We start from the raw sequence: 19,833 nt of genomic DNA on the forward strand, positions 1-19,833 counted from the left end.
CCCTAATAAACCAGCCACTAATTCGCACTTATTAGCATTGGGCGTATGTACTTCAGTCAATTCCTCGCTGGCTGCAGCCCGTTCAGCGATGAGGCAGGGCGCCTCTGCTAATTCGATATTGGCTGCGTAATCAGAATTAGGCGAGTAAACAATCTCATCCTCACCGGTGTCGGCAATCACTTGGAACTCATGGCTACGGGAACCGCCAATGGAGCCAGTATCGGCAGCCACCGCACGGAAATTAAGGCCTAGACGGGTAAAGATACGCACATAGGCATCGTACATATTGTCATAGGACTTTGCTGCGCCTGCCTCATCCTTGTCAAAGGAATAGGCATCTTTCATGGTGAATTCGCGACCACGCATTAAACCGAAGCGGGGACGGCGCTCATCACGGAATTTAGTTTGGATATGGTAAAAATTGACCGGTAATTGGCGCCAGCTCTTGATCTCGTTACGGGCGATATCGGTAACCACCTCTTCGGAAGTGGGTTGCAGTACGAAATCACGCTGATGACGATCCTTAATCCGCAGTAATTCCGGACCATAGGCATCCCAGCGACCGGATTCCTGCCATAACTCGGCAGGTTGTACCACTGGCATCAGTAACTCTAAGGCACCCGCACGATCCATCTCCTCGCGCACAATGGTTTCAACCTTGCGTAATGTTTTGAGCGCTAAGGGCATGTAGGTGTAAATACCGCCAGCTAAGCGGCGAATCATGCCAGCACGAATCATCAGCTTGTGGCTGACAACCTCTGCCTCTGCTGGCGCTTCTTTTAAAGTATTAATATGAAATTTTGACGCTAACATAGCTATGTATAAGATTAAATATAGGAGCTCAGTCGATTCAACAGAATCTTACATTGTATTTAGAATCGGTGTGAAGGTGCAGTTGTCATGTAGAGATTCCAAAAAAAGATGTGCTTGCTAGGTAGATTAATTTTACTTTTGCGGTGGATTGTAGGAAGCTCAACAAAAGAGCCGTATAATTTAGCTTAGTAAAATTGATGATAGGTGGAACCTTATGTTGGATAGGGAAGGTTACCGCCCTAATGTTGGGATTATCTTACTCAACCAAAATAATGAGGTTTTTTGGGCCAAGCGCATTAGAGAGAAGTCTTGGCAGTTTCCTCAAGGTGGCATTCAACGTGGTGAAAGTCCCACCAAAGCGATGTTTCGTGAGCTTTATGAGGAAGTCGGCTTAAAACCTGAGCATGTAAAGATTTTAGGGCGTACACGCACTTGGTTGCGTTATAACGTGCCCGACCATTTTATACGTCGGGATTCAAAAGGTATTTATAAGGGGCAAAAGCAGATTTGGTTTTTGTTGCGCTTGGTGGCGAGTGAGTCTAGTATCAGTCTTAGAGCCAGCGCAACCCCCGAATTTGATGCCTGGAAATGGCATCCTTTTTGGGTGCCCTTAGAAGCGGTGATTGAGTTTAAGCGCACGGTTTACCGAGATGCCTTGGATGAGTTGGTGACCTTGTTGTCGACCGAGGTGGTGGCACAGCGTCCTGGTAGTCTGCATTATGCCTTTAGTTCTGTGCGTGTTAGTAGTCAGGCGCTTGAGCTTAACGTCACTACGGCCGGGACGACCCAGACTAAGTCTAGGGGTGCAGCTCGTACTGCTAAAAAAGCGGCGGCTAAAAGCGGCAGACGCAATCAAAACTACTTACGCCGCCGCCATCAGGCACGCGCCGCTAATAAGCGTAGCGATTAACGCTAGGCACTAGTGGGTGTAGGGCTGGCTTGCTCTTGATGGAGAAGACCTGCCTCGCTTTGTGCGCCCAGCTCATCGGCCTGCCAGCCACCACCGAGTGCCTTATACAGATCTAGCATGGCTTGCGTTTTAGCAAGATTTAAACTCAATAACTGTGTCTGTAGCTCATTGAGCTGAAGTCGAGCTTCTAATACACGGTCAAGCGTGGCTTCACCATAGTTAAACAACTTTTGGGCTGAGCCGAGCTGGCGTCTAGCGGTGTTGACGGCTTGTTGGAACTGATTTTCTTGAGCTCTTAAATGATATTGTGCTTGATAGGCGCTGTCGACATCGGCTAGTGCATTTAGCACAGCGTGATCATAATCTAATAACGCCGCCTGCAGTTTGGCATCTTTACTGTCAATATTGGCTTGAATACGACCGGCGGTAAAGATCGGTAATTGCACACCTAAACTGATGATATTGGATAGCCCACGCATGTTCGGCATATCGCTATCTAAGCTGACGATACCACCTTGCCCTAAAAAATTCAGTTTGAAGCGCGGCAGTAAATCCGCTTTAGCGCTGGCTAACTGCGCTGATGAGGCATAGACCAAGGCTTGATTGGCACGTACATCAGGACGGCGATTAAGCACATTGGCAGGTGTTTGACCACTCGGCATGGGCGGTGTTTGATTGGCTAAGCGACGCTTAGTCGGCGCCAGTTTAAAGTGCTGTGGTACCTGACCTGTGAGCACCGCAATGCGACGTTCGGCATCGGCTTTTTGCGCTTCAAAAATCACTCGTGCTGCGGTGGCTGCCTGAATCTGAGTTTCTATCTGTAAGACATCATAAGCTGTCGCCTGAGCCGCATCAAAGCGACCTCTCACATAGCGTAATAAGTCCTGTAATGCTTGGATTTGTTGTGAGCTGAGACTTTGCTTCTCGCCATAGTACATCCATTGGCTATAGTAGTCGGCAATATCGGTACTTAACAGCATTTGCGCCGCATGCCATTGCTCAGCACGGGCAATGGCGCCTTGGGTGGCGGCATCTACATCGGCTTGCTTCTGACCAAAAAAATCAGGCTCCCAGCTGGCGGCAATGCCAGCGCTTAGCCCGCCGGCATTGGCATCAAGGTACTTATCGCCAAGCGAGCTGTCGAGGTGGCCGATGGTGTGGCGCAAATCATCGCTTAAAGGATTACGTACGCGAGCGTTAATACCCATGGCATTGGCGCTTGCACCTACTTGCGGTCCCATATTGGCGCGTGCGGCTCGGGCCATGGCGCGTGCTTCTTCGAGCTTAGCGCGAGTGGCGGCGAGCTCCTTATTGTTTTGCAGTGCGCTTTCGATAAGCTCGCTTAATTGTGGGTCATTCCAGCTTAACCACCAGCGATCCAATGCCACCTGCGCTGTGCCTTGACTTTGTTCAAAGCTGGCAGGTAAGTCGACCTCGCTTTTTAGGTTGATTTGGGTGCTGGAACAAGCGGCTAAAAGCGCAGTACCCAGCAGCAGACAAATAAGTTTTGGTTTAACGTAATTCATTCTAGCTTAACCTTGATTAGCCAACATTTTTTTGAAGCGCGATAAAGCAAAAGCAAAAAATACAATGGCCATCAGACTCATATAAATCAGATTCGGCCACACAGTTTCCAGACCAGCTTGTCGCAGTAACAAGTTCTGTGTGGTCATGGCAAACTGAGTTTGAGGAGAAAATAAGGTGATAATTTGTACCCAGTCCGGCATCCCTTCACGCGGTGATTCGCCCCCAGATAATAAGCGCATAATCACATAGACAGGGATCACCAAGAGACCGAATTGTGGCATTGTTTGAGCAAAGGTGCCCAATAAAATCCCTAAAGAACCAACAGCAAAGAGGAAAATCACCAAGCTCAGCAAAAAGATAGGCACCGAACCCACCAGCGGTACACCTAGCCACAAACTGACGACCAAATATAAGGAGCCAATTGAGGCGGCGGTAATGACAATGGCATTACCAATCACTTTAGAAAGGGCGATTTCTAGCGCATTGACCGGCATCACTAATAAGTGCTCAATGGTGCCACGTTCCTTTTCACGGATAATGGCAGCACCCACCAGTAACATCGCCAGTAAGCCAGCGTTTGCCACAATCTGCATCGGACCCGCAAACCAGGTGTAATCGGCATTTGGGTTAAACAGTACCTTAGTGACTAGGCTCATGGGTAAGCCAGAGAGTGGATGGTCTTTAGAAAAATAAGCGGCTGTTTCAGCGACCACAACTTGCTGTATAAAGGAGGCTCCTAGCCCTGCTTGGCTAACCGCAGTAGCATCAATCAGAAGCTGTAACTCCGGTGCGCGTTGCTGGAGCAAATTTTTTTCATAGTCTTTAGGAATAACTAGGATAAAAATGTATTTACCGTTATTCATGGACTCATCAATCTCGTCTAGATTAATCAGTTCCGGTTTTTTAAAATGTGGGGGCCTTAAGGCATCGATAATACGCCATGATAAGGGCGATTGATCTTCATTTACCACCGCGACCGAGCCGTTTTTTACCTCCACCGCCATGCCTTTAGCGACGGAATAGCTGGCCACCGAGAACATCACAATGATTAAGCCCATCAGCACATAGTCGCTGAGTACGCTTTTAAGCTCTTTAATGCAGAGAAACCAGATATTTCTTAGCGTGATCCACATAATTTATTTCTCCTGCTTTTTCAAAAAGATATTTGCTAATAACAAATAACTGATCGCAAAGGCAGTCAGTATCAAATAGTATTTGAAAAAGTCTGGCCAAGAAAGACCTTTAGCAAAGGCACCGATAATGATTTTATGGAACCAAGCACTAGGGAATAACTGGGATACTAACAAATTGGCCCCTTCTAAGGAGGAGACCGGTGTTAGTAAACCGGAAAAGTTGAGCGAGGGGATCATACAGATAATGGCCGAACCGAAAATCGCCGCCACTTGCGAAGTCGCAAAACAAGACACTAATAATCCCAAGGAAGTGGCCACCCAAGCAGCACAAAATGCACCAAAAAATAGGGCGCTAAAGGAGCCGCTAATCGGTACATGCAAGGCGTAAATGGATATCAGCAGTAGCACGTAAAAGCTGAGCATGCTCATAAAAATGTACGGTATCTGCTTACCGATTAAAAACTGCATTACTGTCGCAGGGGAACCGTAGAGGTTCATGATGGAGCCAATTTCACGCTCACGCACCACACCTAGCGCCGTCATCATGGCAGGAATTAACATCATCGCCATCATCATCATGCCGGGCGTGATGGAGATAATGCTGTTAAAGGCTTGGTTATAGACAAAGCGCGTTTGTAATTGAGCTGAGGCTGCGGGAGCCAGACCACGTTGTTGCGCCAGATTCTGTGCGTAACTCGTCATAATACCGATGATATAGCCTTTGACGTTTTCACCAGAAAAGGGCATGGAACCATCCACATAAAAGGACAGTTCGGGTCGTTGTTGCATCAATAATTGGCGACCAAAATCGGGCGGAATCTCTATCACTAAGCGGATTTTGCCGCTTTTAATAATCGCTTCATAGTCCTCGTCACTATGGAGTATGGCTCGTTCCTTAAAGTAGGGGGAACTGCTGAACTCAGCAATTAACTCATGACTGATTTGACTTTGATCCTGGTCATATACCGCATAGCCGATATTGCGTACATCAAAGGTAATGCCTAAGGAGGAAAAGACCACTAAGATCACGGGACCTAACAAGACGAAGAGTAAGCGCACGGGATCGCGTAGTAGCTCCTTATTTTCACGTGCGGCAAAGGCCAAGATATTGTTCAATGTTTTGCTGCGGCGTTTGCGGCTTTGCTGATTTGTGTCGCTGTCTTTAAAGGCCGATTTTACGGTATTGTTATCCTGCTTGGACTCTGTCGTTTGCTTGCCGTCCTTGCTTGCTTCCGCTTGCTCCAGATAGGCGATAAAGGCCTCTTCAAGGTTTGAGGCATTTTGTGCGGCCACCAGTTTCTCAGGTGTGTCTTGTGCTAGCACCTTACCCTGATGCATAAAGGAGATGCGATCGCACCAACCGGCCTCATTCATAAAGTGGGTAGAAACGAAAATTGTAATCCGGTCTTCGCGCGATAAACTGATCAAATAATCCCAGAACATATCGCGGGCCTCGGGATCGACCCCGGAAGTGGGCTCATCCAGAATCAGTACTTCAGGCTTGTGTAAACAAGCCGCTGCCAGCTGCAGGCGTTGCTTTAAGCCCAGGGACAGTGCGGAGGGAAATTCGTCCTGATACTCTTTAATCTTAAACTTTGTTAGCGCCTCTTCAACCGCTTCCGCACCTGCTTTGCCTTCAAGTTGATAGAGCTTGGCGTGTAATTCCAAGTTAGCACGCACCGTCAGCTCTTCGTACAAAGAGAAGCTTTGTGACATATAACCCACTTTTAGGCGTGTTTGAATATCACCGGCGTCAGTGGGTTGACCCAGTAACTCAGCCGTGCCGGAGGTGGGCTCCAATAGACCGGTCAACATCTTCATCGTGGTGGATTTACCACAACCGTTGGAACCCAGGAAGCCGAAGATTTCGCCTCGAGGAATTTCAAAACTGACATTGTCTACGGCGGTAAAATTACCGAATTTCTTGGTTAGATTAACCGCTTTGATGGCCGGTGGCTCATCCGGAAGTGGTTCAAAGGGCGGGATATTATCAAAGTCGAAGTAATGATCGCGCTCAGGTAATAACTTGACGTAAGCCTCTTCGAGGGTTTTACTAGCGGTATCCTCAAGGACTTTGGGGGTGGCATCCGCGGCTAAGATTTCGCCAGCATTCATCGCCACTAAGTATTCAAATTGCTCTGCCTCTTCAATATAAGCGGTGGAGACAATCACTGTCATGCCCTCAAACTCTGCGCGTAACTCCGCGACTAAATCCCAGAATTGACGACGAGATAAGGGATCGACGCCAGTCGTGGGTTCATCCAGAATTAATAATTCCGGATCATTAATCAGCGCACAACAAAGGCTGAGCTTTTGCTTCATACCACCGGATAACTTACCAGCTGGTCGATCGGGGAAGGGATCTAAGGAAGTAGCCTTTAAAAGGCGAGCAATTTTCTGTTCACGCTCGCGACGACTCAGGCCGTATAAGTTGGCGTGGAACTCAATGTTTTCTTTGATACTAAGGGTAGGGTAGAGATTTTTACCCAAACCCTGCGGCATAAAGGCGACTCGGTAGGCATTAGCTTCGCGCTCACGTCGCTTATCCACCTGGTTGCCCAACACCGTGACCGCACCACTTTGTAATACCTTGACCCCGGCAATCAATGACATTAAGGTGGATTTTCCGACCCCGTCGGGACCGATTAAGCCCACGGTGACACCGCGCTCAATCTTAAGGCTCACGTCCTTTAGGGCTTGGGTTTTGCCATAGTAATGGCTGACACTCTCAACCTCAACCGCATAGGTCTTATGCTCTGAGGGTGTGGTTTGATGCGTAGGCATGGTGATGGTGTAGGGTTGCGTTTAATTTGTTTGAGGTAATTTCACCTCAAGTTCTGCTGGCCATTGTTCAGCCTCAGTTCTGACATAGCCCATGCCAGTGAGACCACTTTTTAGATGGTCTTGATGTGCTACGGCGATATCAGACGGAATTCTCAGTTCCACGCGATACATCAACTTTTGACGTTCAGCAGCCGTTTCAACAGTTTTAGGGGTAAATTGAGCTTGTGCGGAAATAAAGCTGATGTTGGCAGGCCAGACATAGTCTTGACCGTCCAATTGAATCCGCGCTTCAGCGCCAAGAGAAAGCTTGCCGATAGTCTCTGTGGGCAAATAAATAAACATACGTGTATCACTGGGATCAAGTAAGCTCACAACCGGGTGACCAGCGGCGACGACATTGCCCGGGTGTGCAAAGCGGTATTCGACCGTGCCGTCAATCGGGGCTTTAATCACCAGATCACGGGTGGTGGCAGCAGAAGCCTTAATTTGGGCTTGGGCCTGTTGTACAGCCGCCTCGGCTTGGGCTTTGGCCGCTTTAGCTGCCTCAACTGCAGCGGTTTGCGCACTGACAGCGATTTGACGTTTATTCAATTCGGTGGCGGAAATTAAACGCTCGCGACGTAGTGAGTTGGCATTCGTCAGCTCGATTTGTGCTAAGCGCAATTGCTCTTCATGTGCCTGGATCTCAGCCTCGGCTTGGGCTACTGCTCGCTCGGCTTGAGTGCGTTGGGCCGTAGCCGCATCTAATTGACTATCATATTGATCGGAAGCGAGGGAAACTAAGTTATCGTCCTGTTTAACCCTTTCGCCCTCACGCACATAAACATGCTCGACGCGACCCGCATATAAGCCAGAGACATCCACTCGTTCAAGCTGCAAGCGCCCATTGGAGCGGGCGATGCCCTCAGGTTCCTTATTTAGCTGCTGATGGTTGTAATAATAGGCACCGGCACCGGCGGCAATAAGCAAAATAAGTATGAATAACCAAGATTTTTTCATGAGATTAATGCACTTTGTTGCAAAAAGAAGATGAGCATTAAGCGCTAGGAAGCCGCTTCAGGATCAACTAAGCTAGTTTCGAAGTCGCGCAGATAGTCGTCAAAACTCATTGTATCGCTTTTTTCCTTCGCTGGGTAGGATTGTAACGAAGCTTCGGATTCTGCCACCAACGCCTGCTTCACCTCGACCGGCAGCTTTAAAGCGCGTAGACGATCGGAGTGCTGCAGGCTGTTTTGCTTGGTGAATTCATTAAAACTGAGACCACTATCACGAACCGCTTGTTGATAGCGTGCGGCCGGGGTTAAGGCAATGTCCTCAAGTTTTGCTTGCTGCGCAGCTAGCGCTTGACGGTGAGCAGTCGTTTGATACACCTTATCCAAGAGCTCGGCATAGGGAGCAAGGGCCTCGATAATCTCTAAACCCCACGCCTTTAAGGTGATAGGCTGACCGTGGCGTTGTAGTGTTAATCCTGGCTTACGACCCTCAGTCACAACCTGCTTGAAGTTGTTGTCAGTTTCATCACAATCGTCTTCAGCATCAAAGCGTGGACTGTGACTGACGGCACAATAGAGTAGGAAAGTATCGAGGAAGTAAGCGCTTTGTGAGCTGATGCCGGTAGGCTCAAAGGGATCCACATCCATACAACGCACCTCAACATACTGTACGCCACGCTTAATCAGTGCATTATTAGGGCGCTCCCCAGGCTTAGTCGTGCGCTTAGGGCGGATGCCGGCGTAGTACTCATTTTCAATTTGCAGCATATTGGTATTGAGCTGAATCCATTCGCCATCTTGATGGGTGCCGATTTTTTCATAGGCCGGCCAAGGGCGTGTTACTGCGTTATAAATCAGTGATACATAGCTCTCGATACGGTTATAGCAGGTGCGGATATTGGCCTGGGCTTCACTGGTATAGCCTAAATCGCTCATGCGTAAGCTAGTGGCATAGGGCAAATACAGACTGCTGTCATCAAAGTCTACCAGCTGATGCGGCGCTTGCCCTACGAAACTACGATTAATAATGGGTGAGGCACCAAATAAATACATTAATAACCAGCTTTGGCGCTTGAAATTACGAATTAAACTCATGTAGCCGACGGATTGACGCTCCTTGGCATCCTCAATGTTCGGCTCTAGGTGCTGCCATATCGCCTCTGGTAAGGAGAAGTTATAGTGAATGCCGGCAATACACTGCATCGCTTTGCCGTAGCGCTCCGCTAGGCCGCGACGATATACATGCTTGAGCATACCCTCATTGGAATGGCCATACCAAGCAATGGGAATGAGCTCCTCGGGTGGCAGTTCACAAGGAATGGATTGCATCCATAGGGATTGCTCACCGATATTTTGTAAAACAAAGCCATGAATGTGTTCTAAGCTTCTAAACAAGCTTTCAACATCATGAAAGGGCTTAGTTACCAACTCCATCAATGCTTCAGAGTAGTCGGTCGTAATATGTGGGTGAGTTAAGGTGGCACCAAGCGCTTGGGGGTGGCTGTCCAAGGCATAATCACCGTGGGCATCAATGCGCAGTGCCTCTCGCTCAATGCCTCTGCTAATCTGCTTTAGTAAGTCCTGCTGCGCTTTGATTATTGTAAACTTAGACACAAATCAATCCTGTGATATGAAACTCAAAATAGTATATAAGGCATATCTTAGCCTTAACGAGATCCTGTCATTGTAATTCTTTAAGCAAGATGGATTGATTAACCGCTGCTCTCGTTATAATTTAATTTTCTGTTGCCTTGCGTCGTCAATGCATTTTTTATCATGTATAAAAGCGCTTTTCAAAAATTCGCAGTCTGCTGCTTGAGTTGCTGTCTTTGTTTATTGCTGGTTGCGTGTCAGGATCGCACGTGGCATCAGCAGAAGCTAACTGTCGGTCCTTATCAGATCGAGGCTGCTTTTCCTACCGCACCGCGTATGTCCGAACAAGCATATCATTTATTGGATGAGCAGCAGGAAGCGCCGATTCAGCGGGTGCAATGGACTGCGGTAGCGGGGCAAAGTAGCTTTAATCTCAGTTATTTGCTGGTGCCTGAGCATTTAGATCCGGTGGCCGTCGCTCAGGCGCTTTTACGCAGCATGCGTTTAAAGCGTGATCCACGATTAGTATCGGCGCCAAGTGAGTTTGTGGCGGCCTTTGAGCAGGACTTGCCAGCACTAGGTGAGGAGTTTAGTATCACCCTCGCCGTGGATAGCAAGCTGATGCTGGCTCAGGCCAAGGTGTTACAACAGGGGCAGTTGATTGTGCAGCTTTATACGACCGGTGCGGAGAACGATAAAAACTTCCTTCAGCAAAGCAGGCGCTTTTTTGAGGAGCTGAAAATTGGTGCTACAATCGATTAGTTTAGTCTGAGCGTTTTTTTCAGACAGCTTGTGTTTGACGCCGATTTGTTTGCTTGCGGGCGTCTAAAAATCCTGCTAAAAAGGTTTAATTATTTCTATGTCTAACAGCATTCCCCAATCTTCAGTCGGCCTAGTGCGGCCGGAGTATATTTCTTTTAGTGAAGCCTTGGTATTAAGTAGTGGCAAGTCCTTGCCCGAATATACTTTAGCCGTTGAAACGTACGGTCAGTTAAATGAGGATCGCAGCAATGCGGTACTGATTTGCCATGCGCTTAACGCCTCCCATCATGTCGCCGGTATCAATGCCGATGATCCTAAGGATATCGGGTGGTGGGACAATATGGTGGGTCCCGGTAAACCGGTGGATACTAATAAGTTCTATGTGATAGGGATTAATAATCTTGGCTCTTGCTTTGGTTCAACTGGGCCAGCCAGTATTAATCCCCGTACCAATCAGCCTTGGGGCGCCGCTTTTCCGATGGTGACGGTGGAGGATTGGGTAAATGCTCAAGCCCGTTTGGCGGATTATTTCGGGATTAGGCAATTTGCGGCCGTGATGGGCGGTTCCTTAGGTGGTATGCAGGCCTTAAGCTGGGCGATTCAATGGCCAGAGCGGGTGGATCATTGCGTGGTGATTGCCAGTACCCCTAGTTTATCGGCGCAAAATATCGCTTTTAACGAGGTAGCCCGCCGTGCCATTACCACCGATCCGGAGTTTCATCAGGGTAATTTTTATGCCTTTGATACGGTGCCTCGGGCCGGTTTGTCGGTGGCACGTATGCTAGGTCATATTACTTATTTATCGGATGACGATATGGCCGAGAAGTTTGGTCGTGACCGCCGTAATTATGCTGAAGATGGTCGTTATAACTACGGCTTTGACGTAGAGTTTGAGGTAGAGTCCTATTTGCGTTATCAGGGCGAGAAATTTTCCAAGTACTTTGATGCCAATACCTATTTATTAATTACCCGTGCCTTGGATTATTTTGATCCGGCTCGTAGATATGGTGGGGGTGATTTAGCCAAGGCCTTGGCGCATTTACAGTCGCGCTTTTTAACCGTGTCCTTTACCACTGATTGGCGTTTCCCGCCATCCATGAGTAGAGAACTGGTACAGGCCTTATTAAAAAATCAGCATGAGGTCACTTATGCTGAAATTGATGCCCCACATGGACATGATGCCTTTTTATTGGATAACCCGACTTACCATGGGGTCGTGCGCGGTTATTTTGAGAAAATCGCCAAGGAGCGCGCCTTATGAGCCAGCAAACGATTCGTGTAGACCTTCAGGAAATGGCCGATTGGATTCCGAGTAATAGCCGTGTGTTGGACTTAGGCTGTGGTACTGGGGATTTATTGAATTATCTTAACCACCATAAAAAGGTGACCGGTGTCGGCGTTGAAATTAATAATGAACGGGTTATCCGCTGTGTAGAAAAGGGCGTGCCGGTGGTGCAACAAAACCTGGAAGACGGCTTGGCACTTTTTGATTGTAAGCAGTTTGATGTGGTGGTGCTGTCGCAGACGCTACAAGCCATGCTTAATACTGAGCATATTTTGCGTGAAATGGCACGGGTGGCGGATTATGGCATTGTGTCTTTTCCTAATTTCGGTCATTGGACGCATTGGTGGTCGATTTTTCAGGGGCGTATGCCAGTTACTGGGCAAATGCCTTATGAATGGTATAACACGCCTAATATTCACCTCTGCACGTTAAAAGACTTTGAGGCCTTGGCGGAGCATTTGGGATTACGCATTATTAAGCGTTCTACCTACAATAACGGTAAGCGCGTCGGCTTTTTACCGAGTTGGCGTAGTTCCTTAGCGGTTTATTACTTTAAAACCCCGCGCGCTGAAGCCATCGCCAGTGACAAGGTCGTTGCCTAAGGAATGATCAGCGTGTTTGCTAAATACATTCAACCCTATTTAAGTCCGCGCGTCTTACCGCTATTTTTACTGGGGATTGCCAGTGGTTTGCCTTTGGCCTTATCAGGTGGCACGTTCCAGGCTTGGGCTACGGTGTCTAATGTCTCGTTGCAGCAAATCGGTTTTTTGACCTTAGTCGGTATGGCCTATACCTTTAAGTTTGTATGGTCTCCCTTGATCGATCGCTATGTACCACCGTTTATGGGTCGCAGACGGGGTTGGATGGCGCTGACGCAGCTTGGTATTGCCACAGTCTTGGTGTTGATGGGTTTATTAAATCCAGCTGAGCATCTTTTATTGTTGGCCGTGTTGGCAACCTTATTGGCTTTTTTATCAGCCACTCAGGATATTGCCTTTGATGCCTATAGTACTGAGGTATTACAAGCCGAGGAGCGCGCCGCAGGCGCAGCGATTCGTACCTTGGGGTATCGCGTGGGGATGATTGTTTCCGGCGGTCTAGCCTTGATATTGGCACCTTTATGGTTGGGTTGGGGCGGCACCTATATGCTCATGGGGGTGATAATGGCCTTGTGTGCCGTGGCTAGTTTTTTTGCCCCTGAACCACATGAGGTGCAACAACCGCGCACCTTGGAGGAGGCATTTGTTCTACCTTTTAAGGAGTTTTTCTCGCGTCCTGAGGCGTGGGCTTTATTACTGCTCATCGTTTTATATAAATTAGGTGATGCCTTTGCTGGTGCATTATCAACGACGTTTTTAATTCGTGGCGCTGGTTTTGCGCCGGAACTGATCGGCACCGTGAATAAGATTTTAGCCGTGGTGGCAACCATTATTGGTGCCTTAATTGGCGGCTCCCTGATGAGTCAATGGGGCACTTACCGTTCTTTAATGATTTTTGGTGTGTTGCAGGCAATCTCGAATTTTGGTTATTACGTGGTCGCCATGTTCCCCGGCAATGTCCCCGTTATGGCGATTGCCGTGGGCATTGAAAATATCTGCGGCGGCTTGGGCACAGCTGCTTTTGTGGCACTGGTTATGGGCCTATGTGATGTGCGCTATACGGCAACCCAATTTGCCCTACTGACCGCATTAGCCAGTGTGGGTCGAGTGTTTTTGGCGGGACCACTGACACCGCCGATCGTGGCCTCTTTAGGGTGGGCTAATTTTTATTTAATTACCGTGCTAATTGCCTTGCCGGGATTGTTCTTACTGCGCTTTTATAGGGATCGTATTGAGCGTATTGATGCGTATAAAGCCGTGGCAGAGGCAGCGCAAGGCGCAGAACAGAGCAAAGCTTAAACCTAGGGATAACCCCAAATTACCTCGCTTATCGTAAGTCTCTATTTAAAAATTGTATCCCTTCGTTATAAAATGCAGGCAGAGATTGGTTGAATATCCAAGTGCTGTTGCCTTGTTGATGCCTGAATAACGATAGCCTCGATATTGAACCATGCGCTCGATTTATCAGTTAGTAGTTCAGTTCTTATCTTAGGAGCATCAGCATGAACTCATTTATTATTTTAGTCATCGGTTTGCTGTTGATGGCGCTCGGATACTTTGTGTATGGGCGTTTTATCGCGCAAAAAATTCTTGCCTTAGACCCGGATTTTAATACGCCATCGCACGAGTTTAATGACGGGGTCGACTTTGTGCCTACGAATAAGTACGTACTTTGGGGCCATCACTTTACCTCTGTGGCGGGTGCGGCGCCAATTGTAGGACCAGCGGTTGCGGTGATTTGGGGTTGGTTACCGGCCTTTTTATGGGTCGTTTTAGGTACCATTTTCTTTGCCGGTGTACACGATATGTCCGCTGTCTGGGCCAGTGTGCGTAACAAGGGACGTTCCATCGGCGCAGTCTCCGGCATCGTGCTTAATAAGCGGGTTCGTGCTTTATTCTCCATTGTGATCTTCTTGTTGTTATTGATGGTTAATGCGGTGTTTGCAGTGGTGATTGCCGGCATGATGATCAATACACCTTCCTCCGTGGTGCCAGTTTGGGGTGCCTTGGTCGTCGCTTTCTTTATCGGACAGGCGATTTATCGTTGGAAACTGAATTTGCCTATCGTCTCTCTGATCGGTGTGGTCGCATTATATTTCTTAATTTATATTGGTCCGATGGTGCCGTTGGCGCTACCTACTGAGATGATGGGGCTGCCGGCGAATGCGTGGTGGATTATTTTGTTATTTGCATACGCCGCTATCGCCTCACTGTTACCTGTTTGGATGCTATTGCAACCACGTGACTACATTAATGGTCTGCAGTTGTTTGTCGGTTTATTTGTACTTTATCTTTCCTTTGTGCTGGTGCAACCTGAGATTGTGGCGCCCGCGATTAATCGGGATGCGCCTCCGGGCACGCCACCCATTATGCCATTGTTATTTGTCACCATTGCGTGTGGTGCGATTTCAGGTTTCCATGGTTTGGTGTCCACAGGTACCACCTCCAAGCAGATTAATCGTGAGCCCGATGCGCGCTTTGTAGGCTATTTCGGTGCCATGGGTGAGGGTATGTTGGCGCTTGCCTCTATCTTGGCTGCAACTGCTGGTTTTGCGACCTTAGTTGACTGGCAAGCGGTGTATGTTGCATATGGTCAAGGTGGTGTGGGTGCCTTTATTACCGGTGGTGCTAATATCATGAATCAAGGCTTGGGCATCAGTCAGGAACTGTCGGCGACGATGCTGACTGTGATGGCAGCCCTCTTTGCTGGTACTACCATGGATACCGGGGTGCGTTTACAGCGCTACATATTCCAAGAGTGGGGTGAACAATACAATATTAAGACCTTACAAAAAGGCTCTGTAGCCACCCTCTTAGCGGTTGGTTCTTGCTTACTGTTAGCCTTTGGTGCCGGTGGTATTAAAGGTACCGGTGGGATGACCATTTGGCCATTATTCGGTACTACTAACCAAATCATGGCGGGTTTAACCCTCCTCGTTGTGAGTGTGATGTTATTAAAAGCAGGTCGCCGAGTGTGGTTCACCTTGATTCCGATGGTGTTCTTATTAACGATGACCGTGATTGCCTTACTCTCACAACTGATGGATTTCTATGAAAACGGTGAAAGGCTTTTAGTTGTGCTGGATATTGTGGTGCTGATTTGCTCAATTTGGGTGATTTTAGAAAGCATTGCGACCTTAAAACGCTATTGGCCTAAAAAAGGCGCCCAGCTACAGCAGTAATTCATCATAGTTTAATCAAATTAGCATAAGCCTTGTACTCGCCGGTGGGTCAAGGCTTATGTTGTCAGTAGCGAGAGAATCATGTCAATCAAAGATAAAATCAGAAGTTTTTTGGATGGTTTGGATGAGTTTTACCATGCCCCCTATCGGCAGACCTTAAGCCGCGCTTATCGAGATGAACAGGATTTATTTATGTTGATCGTGTTTGCTGAAAGCTTGGGTGTGCCTAATAGCATGACGTACTATACCTTGGAGCTGCAACCTTTATTGATGGAGGAGTTCCATGAATGGCATTTGCGTATGGGCATGGAGCATTCGCCCATGGACCGTTTTGGTTGTTGCTAGTTAAATGAGGAGTAGGGATGGATTCGCTATTAAATGATCTTTCTAGTAAATCAGTGATTTTTGTCGGCGGTAAGGGTGGTGTCGGTAAGACCACGCATGCCGCTTCCTTGGCGACTCGGCTAGCAGCGTCTGGTAAAAAAGTCTTAATTGTGTCGACTGACCCAGCGCATAGTTTGGGTGATGTGTTGGAGCGTGAATTAAGTGGTGAAATTACCCCACTGACGGATAATTTATTCGCCCTTGAGATGAATCCGCATCGGATGATTGATGAGCATTTTGCCCAGGTGATGACGACGATTAAGGCCTATGCTCGCCCCGAGATGCTACCTAAGTTGAAAGAGCATTTGGAAGCTTCCAAAAGCTCACCGGGTGCAGAGGAGGCGGCGATGCTGGAAGCAATGTGTCACTATATTGTCAATGCCCCGGCGATGGGTTTTGAACATGTGGTATTTGATACTGCACCCACTGGTCACACCTTACGCTTGTTGGAACTGCCGAAGTTGATGAATGCGTGGACTGAGGGCCTAATGAGTCAGCAGGGGCGTCAGCAAAAAATGCGTGAGGCAGCCAAGCCATTTTGGGACAAAAAAAATGTCGAAGCCAATCCCTTAATGAGCGAAGAAAAGGATGCGCGTTGGCAGCAGGCCTTGGACATTCTTAAAAAGCGGCAACAGCTATTTCATCAGGCAGGGCATATTCTTGATGATGGGGATAAATGCAGCATTGTCTTAGTGATGATACCGGAGATGCTGCCTTTGGCGGAAACCCGTCGTGCGGTACATCAATTGGCGCATTTTAATATGCCTTGTAGGCATTTGATTATTAATCAGGTGCTACCTGAACCTAAAGACGATGCGGCTAATGAGTTTTGGCAGAGTCGCTATGAGCGTCAAGCCAAGATGATCGAGTCTATTGAACGTGATTTGGCAAAGCAAAATCGCTACTACTACCAGCTCCAAGCCAGTGATGTACGCGGTCTCGAAGCATTAAAGGCCTTTGGTGCAAGTGCCATTAAAAAAGCGGCCCAATAGCAATTGTTCGCAAGCCAGGAGTATCGTCACCATAGGCACAGTGCTAGGCTGTGCCATAGAGTTGACGGTGAATTTTCATGGCGCGACGTTGCATTTTGTAGAGAGTTTGCATGCTTAGCGTCGCACCGATATGCTTGGCACTATTTTCCTTTAGTGCTTGCTTCATCACCGCTTGCATCACTTCGGCAGTGGCAATGGCATCAAACACGGCGCTATGCCGATGCGGATTGTTAATGTTGAAGTGCGTGCTCCAAAAATCTAAGCTCTGACGCTTGGTCGATACCTTAGGCAAAAATATCGGCGCCACAAAGGCTACATCAAACCACGTGTGCTGCTTAAGCTCAATCCCCAAATACTGTTTTAACGCTTTATCCAGCATGGGCTGGTCAAAGCCTACATGATAAACAATCAAGGGATCCTTGCCTAGATACTCCAAAAACTGCATTAAGGCCTCAGCCGGCTCAATCCCTGAGCGTTGTTCACTATCACTAATATGGTGTACGAGAATATTATCCTTGCTACTGCTTTGCTCCTGCTTCAAAATGATTTGAAAGGACTGAGCAAGTGGGATGCGACCCTGTTGTAGCTTACAGGCACCAATCGCAATTACATGATCTTTTTTAAAAGAAAAGCCACTGGTTTCTAGATCCAGTACCACAAAATCCGTGTTTTCAAAAGGTCTGTCCAAGCTGACCTTAGGTAGTGCCTGCCAGCGTTTTAAACGCGCCTCTATATCCGCAGTGAGCTCGGGCTTGGTCGTGCCTCGATGCGTTTTAAAAAGCGCTGAAAGTCCGTTTAATAATGACATGGCATCACCTTTAGAGGCGGTATTTATGTGCTAAGGTATTTTGAATATTGCGTATCAAGCGGAAACCTTCGCGTAACACGCGTGTGCTTAAATCATCAAGCTTTTTAGGATCGATATTGTTACTGAGTTCGATGCCCATTTCCTCTTGTTCGAAATGATGCTTCATGCGTATCAACTGGATAAAGGCAAAGGTTTCAAGACAGCCCTGAAGTTGCTTTTTACTTAAATCCGCTTGATCGATGACCTCACGTATACGCTCAAAGGTGTTGCTGGCGGTAGAGCCATGCGCCAATGAGAGAATGCGCGCAATATCCACAATCATGGCAGCGCCGTTAAACTTCAGATTGATGGTGCCGTCACTGCGGGTGGAGAAATCCTTGATTAGCCCTAAAGGGGGGCGGTTTCTAAGCGCATTTTGCGTTAAAAAGCGTAAAAATAAAGCTTGTTCGGGTGCGGTTCGGGCTAACCAGTTTCTTAATTGCTGTGCTAAGCTGAGGTTGCCCGCAACGGCTCTAAAATCAAAGAAAATCGTGGCATTTAAGAGCGCTTCAGCATCGGGGTTATTAATCCACTGCGCAAAGCGTTGGCGCCATTCCATATCACTTAGACAGCACTCAGGATTCATTGCCATGATATTACCCGTACAGAGTGGGAAACCGATTTTAGCCAGATCGTGATTTACATCCTTGGCAAAGGCAATCAGTGCTGCCCGTGTACTGGCCCGGTCATCACTATCCTTAAAGATAATGCCATTATCCTGATCGGTATAAAAGAGCTGCTCTTCACGCCCCTCGGAACCCATCGCAATCCAAGCAAAGTCAATATTTTGCACCTCCGGATGATGCGGCAACTGTAAGTTGATCACCGCACGTACCAGCTGATCATTTAAGTGTGAAATCAGTTGTGTTAACTGTTCAATTGCGACCCCTTGCGCCATCATATTTTTGGCGAGTTTTTTGATTTGGTTTTGACTTTGAGCTAAGTCCTCAAGCGTTTTAGCTTCCTGAATCCCTTGGGCAATATCCGTGAGGCCGATGCGTTGCAAAGCAAAAAGATCGCGTTCGGAAATAACCCCTAACAGCTGTTGCTGTTGGTTAATCACAAAAATATGCCTAAAACCATGCTTAGCCATAATAATCGCCGCTTCATAGGCTAAATTATCGGCCCTTAAGGCAATCGGATCGGGTGTCATAAAGTCGGCAATGGGTCGATCCAGATCAACCTCGGGAATAGCGACTCGACGCAACACATCATTGAGCGTAAAAATCCCTAAGGGATGCAAATCCTCATTCACAATGGCCATGGAGCCGATATTGGTTGTGGCTAAAATGTCTAACACCTCCCTTAAGGGCTTATCCGGTCTGCAGCTAATCACCTCCGCTTTAAGCACCTCACCTAGCTCCATCGCTAAAGGCTGTTCGCCGCTTTGGCTATGACTTTGTTGGTTTTGGATAATACGCTTTGACTCTTCGAGGAGGGAGGCTAGACGCGCTTCACAAAAGTTTCTGAAGGTAGGACACTGCTGATGCAGTTGATAAAAAATAGTGGCCGGTACCTCATACACAAAGCAGTCGGTAATCGCAATAAACTGGCTTCGATTGGGTAAATTTGAGAGTAAGGGGCCATAGGGAAAGGCATCGCCTTCTTCGTATTCAAAGGCATTTTTAAAGTTTTCTACCCCTTTGGCCTCACGTTGACTTTCTACAAAGCCCTGTTTGATAATCACGAAGGTGTCGGGTGGCCCCTCTGTGCTGATGTCGAGAATAACTTCACCCGCTTTAAAGTAGTTGCTTTCACAGTGCTTGGCAAGCAACTCCAAAAACGGCATCTCCATTTTTTGAAATGGATAAAATTGCTGCAAATGGGCGATGGTAGCGCGAATGAGTTCATCCATGAGTGACCTCAATTAATGCGGTTAAAAGGACAGGCGAGGCTTGTGAGATCGCCCTATCAGAAGGGCTATCAAAGGCAAAAAAGCGCAACCAGTTTCATCTCGTACCGATTGCGCTTTTTATCATCGACTGAGCCGCTCGCAGGCTTCAAGCAGAGCCTGTTGAGCCATGCTTAGG

16 protein-coding genes are annotated in these 19,833 nt (G+C 47.8%); 8 read left to right on the forward strand and 8 right to left on the reverse strand.

Features of this window, described 5'->3' with window-relative positions; translation table 11 throughout:
• Nucleotides 1-813 (reverse strand): proline--tRNA ligase (gene proS / locus HMPREF3179_RS12560; RefSeq protein ID WP_246824458.1); only part of this gene is annotated, 813 nt, incomplete at its 3' end.
• A gap of 214 nt (nt 814-1,027) precedes the next feature.
• On the opposite strand from proS, the gene HMPREF3179_RS11140 reads away from it, so the two are divergent.
• Entirely contained in the window at nt 1,028-1,723 is a 696-nt protein-coding gene (locus tag HMPREF3179_RS11140; protein ID WP_036556806.1) for an RNA pyrophosphohydrolase, read from the forward strand.
• Between the two features lie 2 nt (nt 1,724-1,725).
• Here HMPREF3179_RS11140 and HMPREF3179_RS11145 read toward each other — a convergent pair whose 3' ends face one another.
• The 5 genes from HMPREF3179_RS11145 to gshA are packed head-to-tail and all read right to left on the reverse strand — an operon-like array spanning nt 1,726 to nt 9,773.
• Nucleotides 1,726-3,249, reverse strand: coding sequence for an efflux transporter outer membrane subunit (locus tag HMPREF3179_RS11145; RefSeq protein WP_070471265.1), 1,524 nt, complete (start codon nt 3,247-3,249; stop codon nt 1,726-1,728).
• Between the two features lie 6 nt (nt 3,250-3,255).
• Nucleotides 3,256-4,383, reverse strand: a complete 1,128-nt coding sequence (locus HMPREF3179_RS11150; protein WP_070471267.1) for an ABC transporter permease — start codon at nt 4,381-4,383, stop codon at nt 3,256-3,258.
• Nucleotides 4,384-4,386: 3 nt separating this feature from the next.
• Nucleotides 4,387-7,167: a ribosome-associated ATPase/putative transporter RbbA gene (rbbA, locus tag HMPREF3179_RS11155; protein WP_070471268.1), complete on the reverse strand. Its 2,781-nt coding sequence runs from the start codon at nt 7,165-7,167 to the stop codon at nt 4,387-4,389.
• Nucleotides 7,168-7,188: 21 nt separating this feature from the next.
• Entirely contained in the window at nt 7,189-8,166 is a 978-nt protein-coding gene (locus HMPREF3179_RS11160; protein WP_036556797.1) for an HlyD family secretion protein, read from the reverse strand.
• Between the two features lie 44 nt (nt 8,167-8,210).
• Nucleotides 8,211-9,773 carry a glutamate--cysteine ligase gene (gshA, locus tag HMPREF3179_RS11165; RefSeq protein WP_070471270.1) on the reverse strand — a complete coding sequence of 521 codons (1,563 nt, stop codon included), beginning with the start codon at nt 9,771-9,773 and terminating at the stop codon, nt 8,211-8,213.
• 162 nt (nt 9,774-9,935) lie between these two features.
• On the opposite strand from gshA, the gene HMPREF3179_RS11170 reads away from it, so the two are divergent.
• From HMPREF3179_RS11170 to HMPREF3179_RS11200, 7 genes are all read left to right on the forward strand, one after another.
• Nucleotides 9,936-10,514: a hypothetical protein gene (locus HMPREF3179_RS11170; protein WP_070471271.1), complete on the forward strand. Its 579-nt coding sequence runs from the start codon at nt 9,936-9,938 to the stop codon at nt 10,512-10,514.
• A gap of 97 nt (nt 10,515-10,611) precedes the next feature.
• On the forward strand, nt 10,612-11,775 hold the full coding sequence (locus tag HMPREF3179_RS11175) for a homoserine O-succinyltransferase MetX (protein WP_048767761.1): 1,164 nt from the start codon (nt 10,612-10,614) through the stop codon (nt 11,773-11,775).
• Nucleotides 11,772-12,401: a methionine biosynthesis protein MetW gene (metW, locus tag HMPREF3179_RS11180; RefSeq protein WP_070471273.1), complete on the forward strand. Its 630-nt coding sequence runs from the start codon at nt 11,772-11,774 to the stop codon at nt 12,399-12,401. The genes HMPREF3179_RS11175 and metW overlap by 4 nt, the downstream gene beginning before the upstream one ends.
• A 3-nt stretch (nt 12,402-12,404) precedes the next feature.
• Nucleotides 12,405-13,697, forward strand: a complete 1,293-nt coding sequence (locus HMPREF3179_RS11185; protein ID WP_070471275.1) for an AmpG family muropeptide MFS transporter — start codon at nt 12,405-12,407, stop codon at nt 13,695-13,697.
• 203 nt (nt 13,698-13,900) lie between these two features.
• Nucleotides 13,901-15,580, forward strand: a complete 1,680-nt coding sequence (locus HMPREF3179_RS11190) for a carbon starvation CstA family protein (protein ID WP_070471277.1) — start codon at nt 13,901-13,903, stop codon at nt 15,578-15,580.
• 81 nt (nt 15,581-15,661) lie between these two features.
• Nucleotides 15,662-15,925, forward strand: coding sequence for a cory-CC-star protein (locus HMPREF3179_RS11195; protein WP_018025523.1), 264 nt, complete (start codon nt 15,662-15,664; stop codon nt 15,923-15,925).
• A 17-nt stretch (nt 15,926-15,942) separates the two neighbouring features.
• The gene (locus HMPREF3179_RS11200; RefSeq protein ID WP_070471279.1) at nt 15,943-16,956 is read left to right on the forward strand and encodes an ArsA family ATPase; all 1,014 of its coding nucleotides are present in this window, start codon (nt 15,943-15,945) and stop codon (nt 16,954-16,956) included.
• 43 nt (nt 16,957-16,999) lie between these two features.
• Here the strand turns inward: HMPREF3179_RS11200 and HMPREF3179_RS11205 are convergent, their stop codons facing one another.
• Nucleotides 17,000-17,764, reverse strand: a complete 765-nt coding sequence (locus tag HMPREF3179_RS11205) for a 3'-5' exonuclease (RefSeq protein WP_018025525.1) — start codon at nt 17,762-17,764, stop codon at nt 17,000-17,002.
• Nucleotides 17,765-17,774: 10 nt separating this feature from the next.
• Complete coding sequence (locus HMPREF3179_RS11210) at nt 17,775-19,658, reverse strand: DUF294 nucleotidyltransferase-like domain-containing protein (protein ID WP_018025526.1); 1,884 nt, start codon at nt 19,656-19,658, stop codon at nt 17,775-17,777.
• Nucleotides 19,659-19,833 lie beyond the last annotated feature (175 nt).

Source organism: Oligella sp. HMSC09E12, assembly GCF_001808505.1.
Taxonomy (GTDB): Bacteria; Pseudomonadota; Gammaproteobacteria; order Burkholderiales; family Burkholderiaceae_B; genus Oligella; species Oligella urethralis.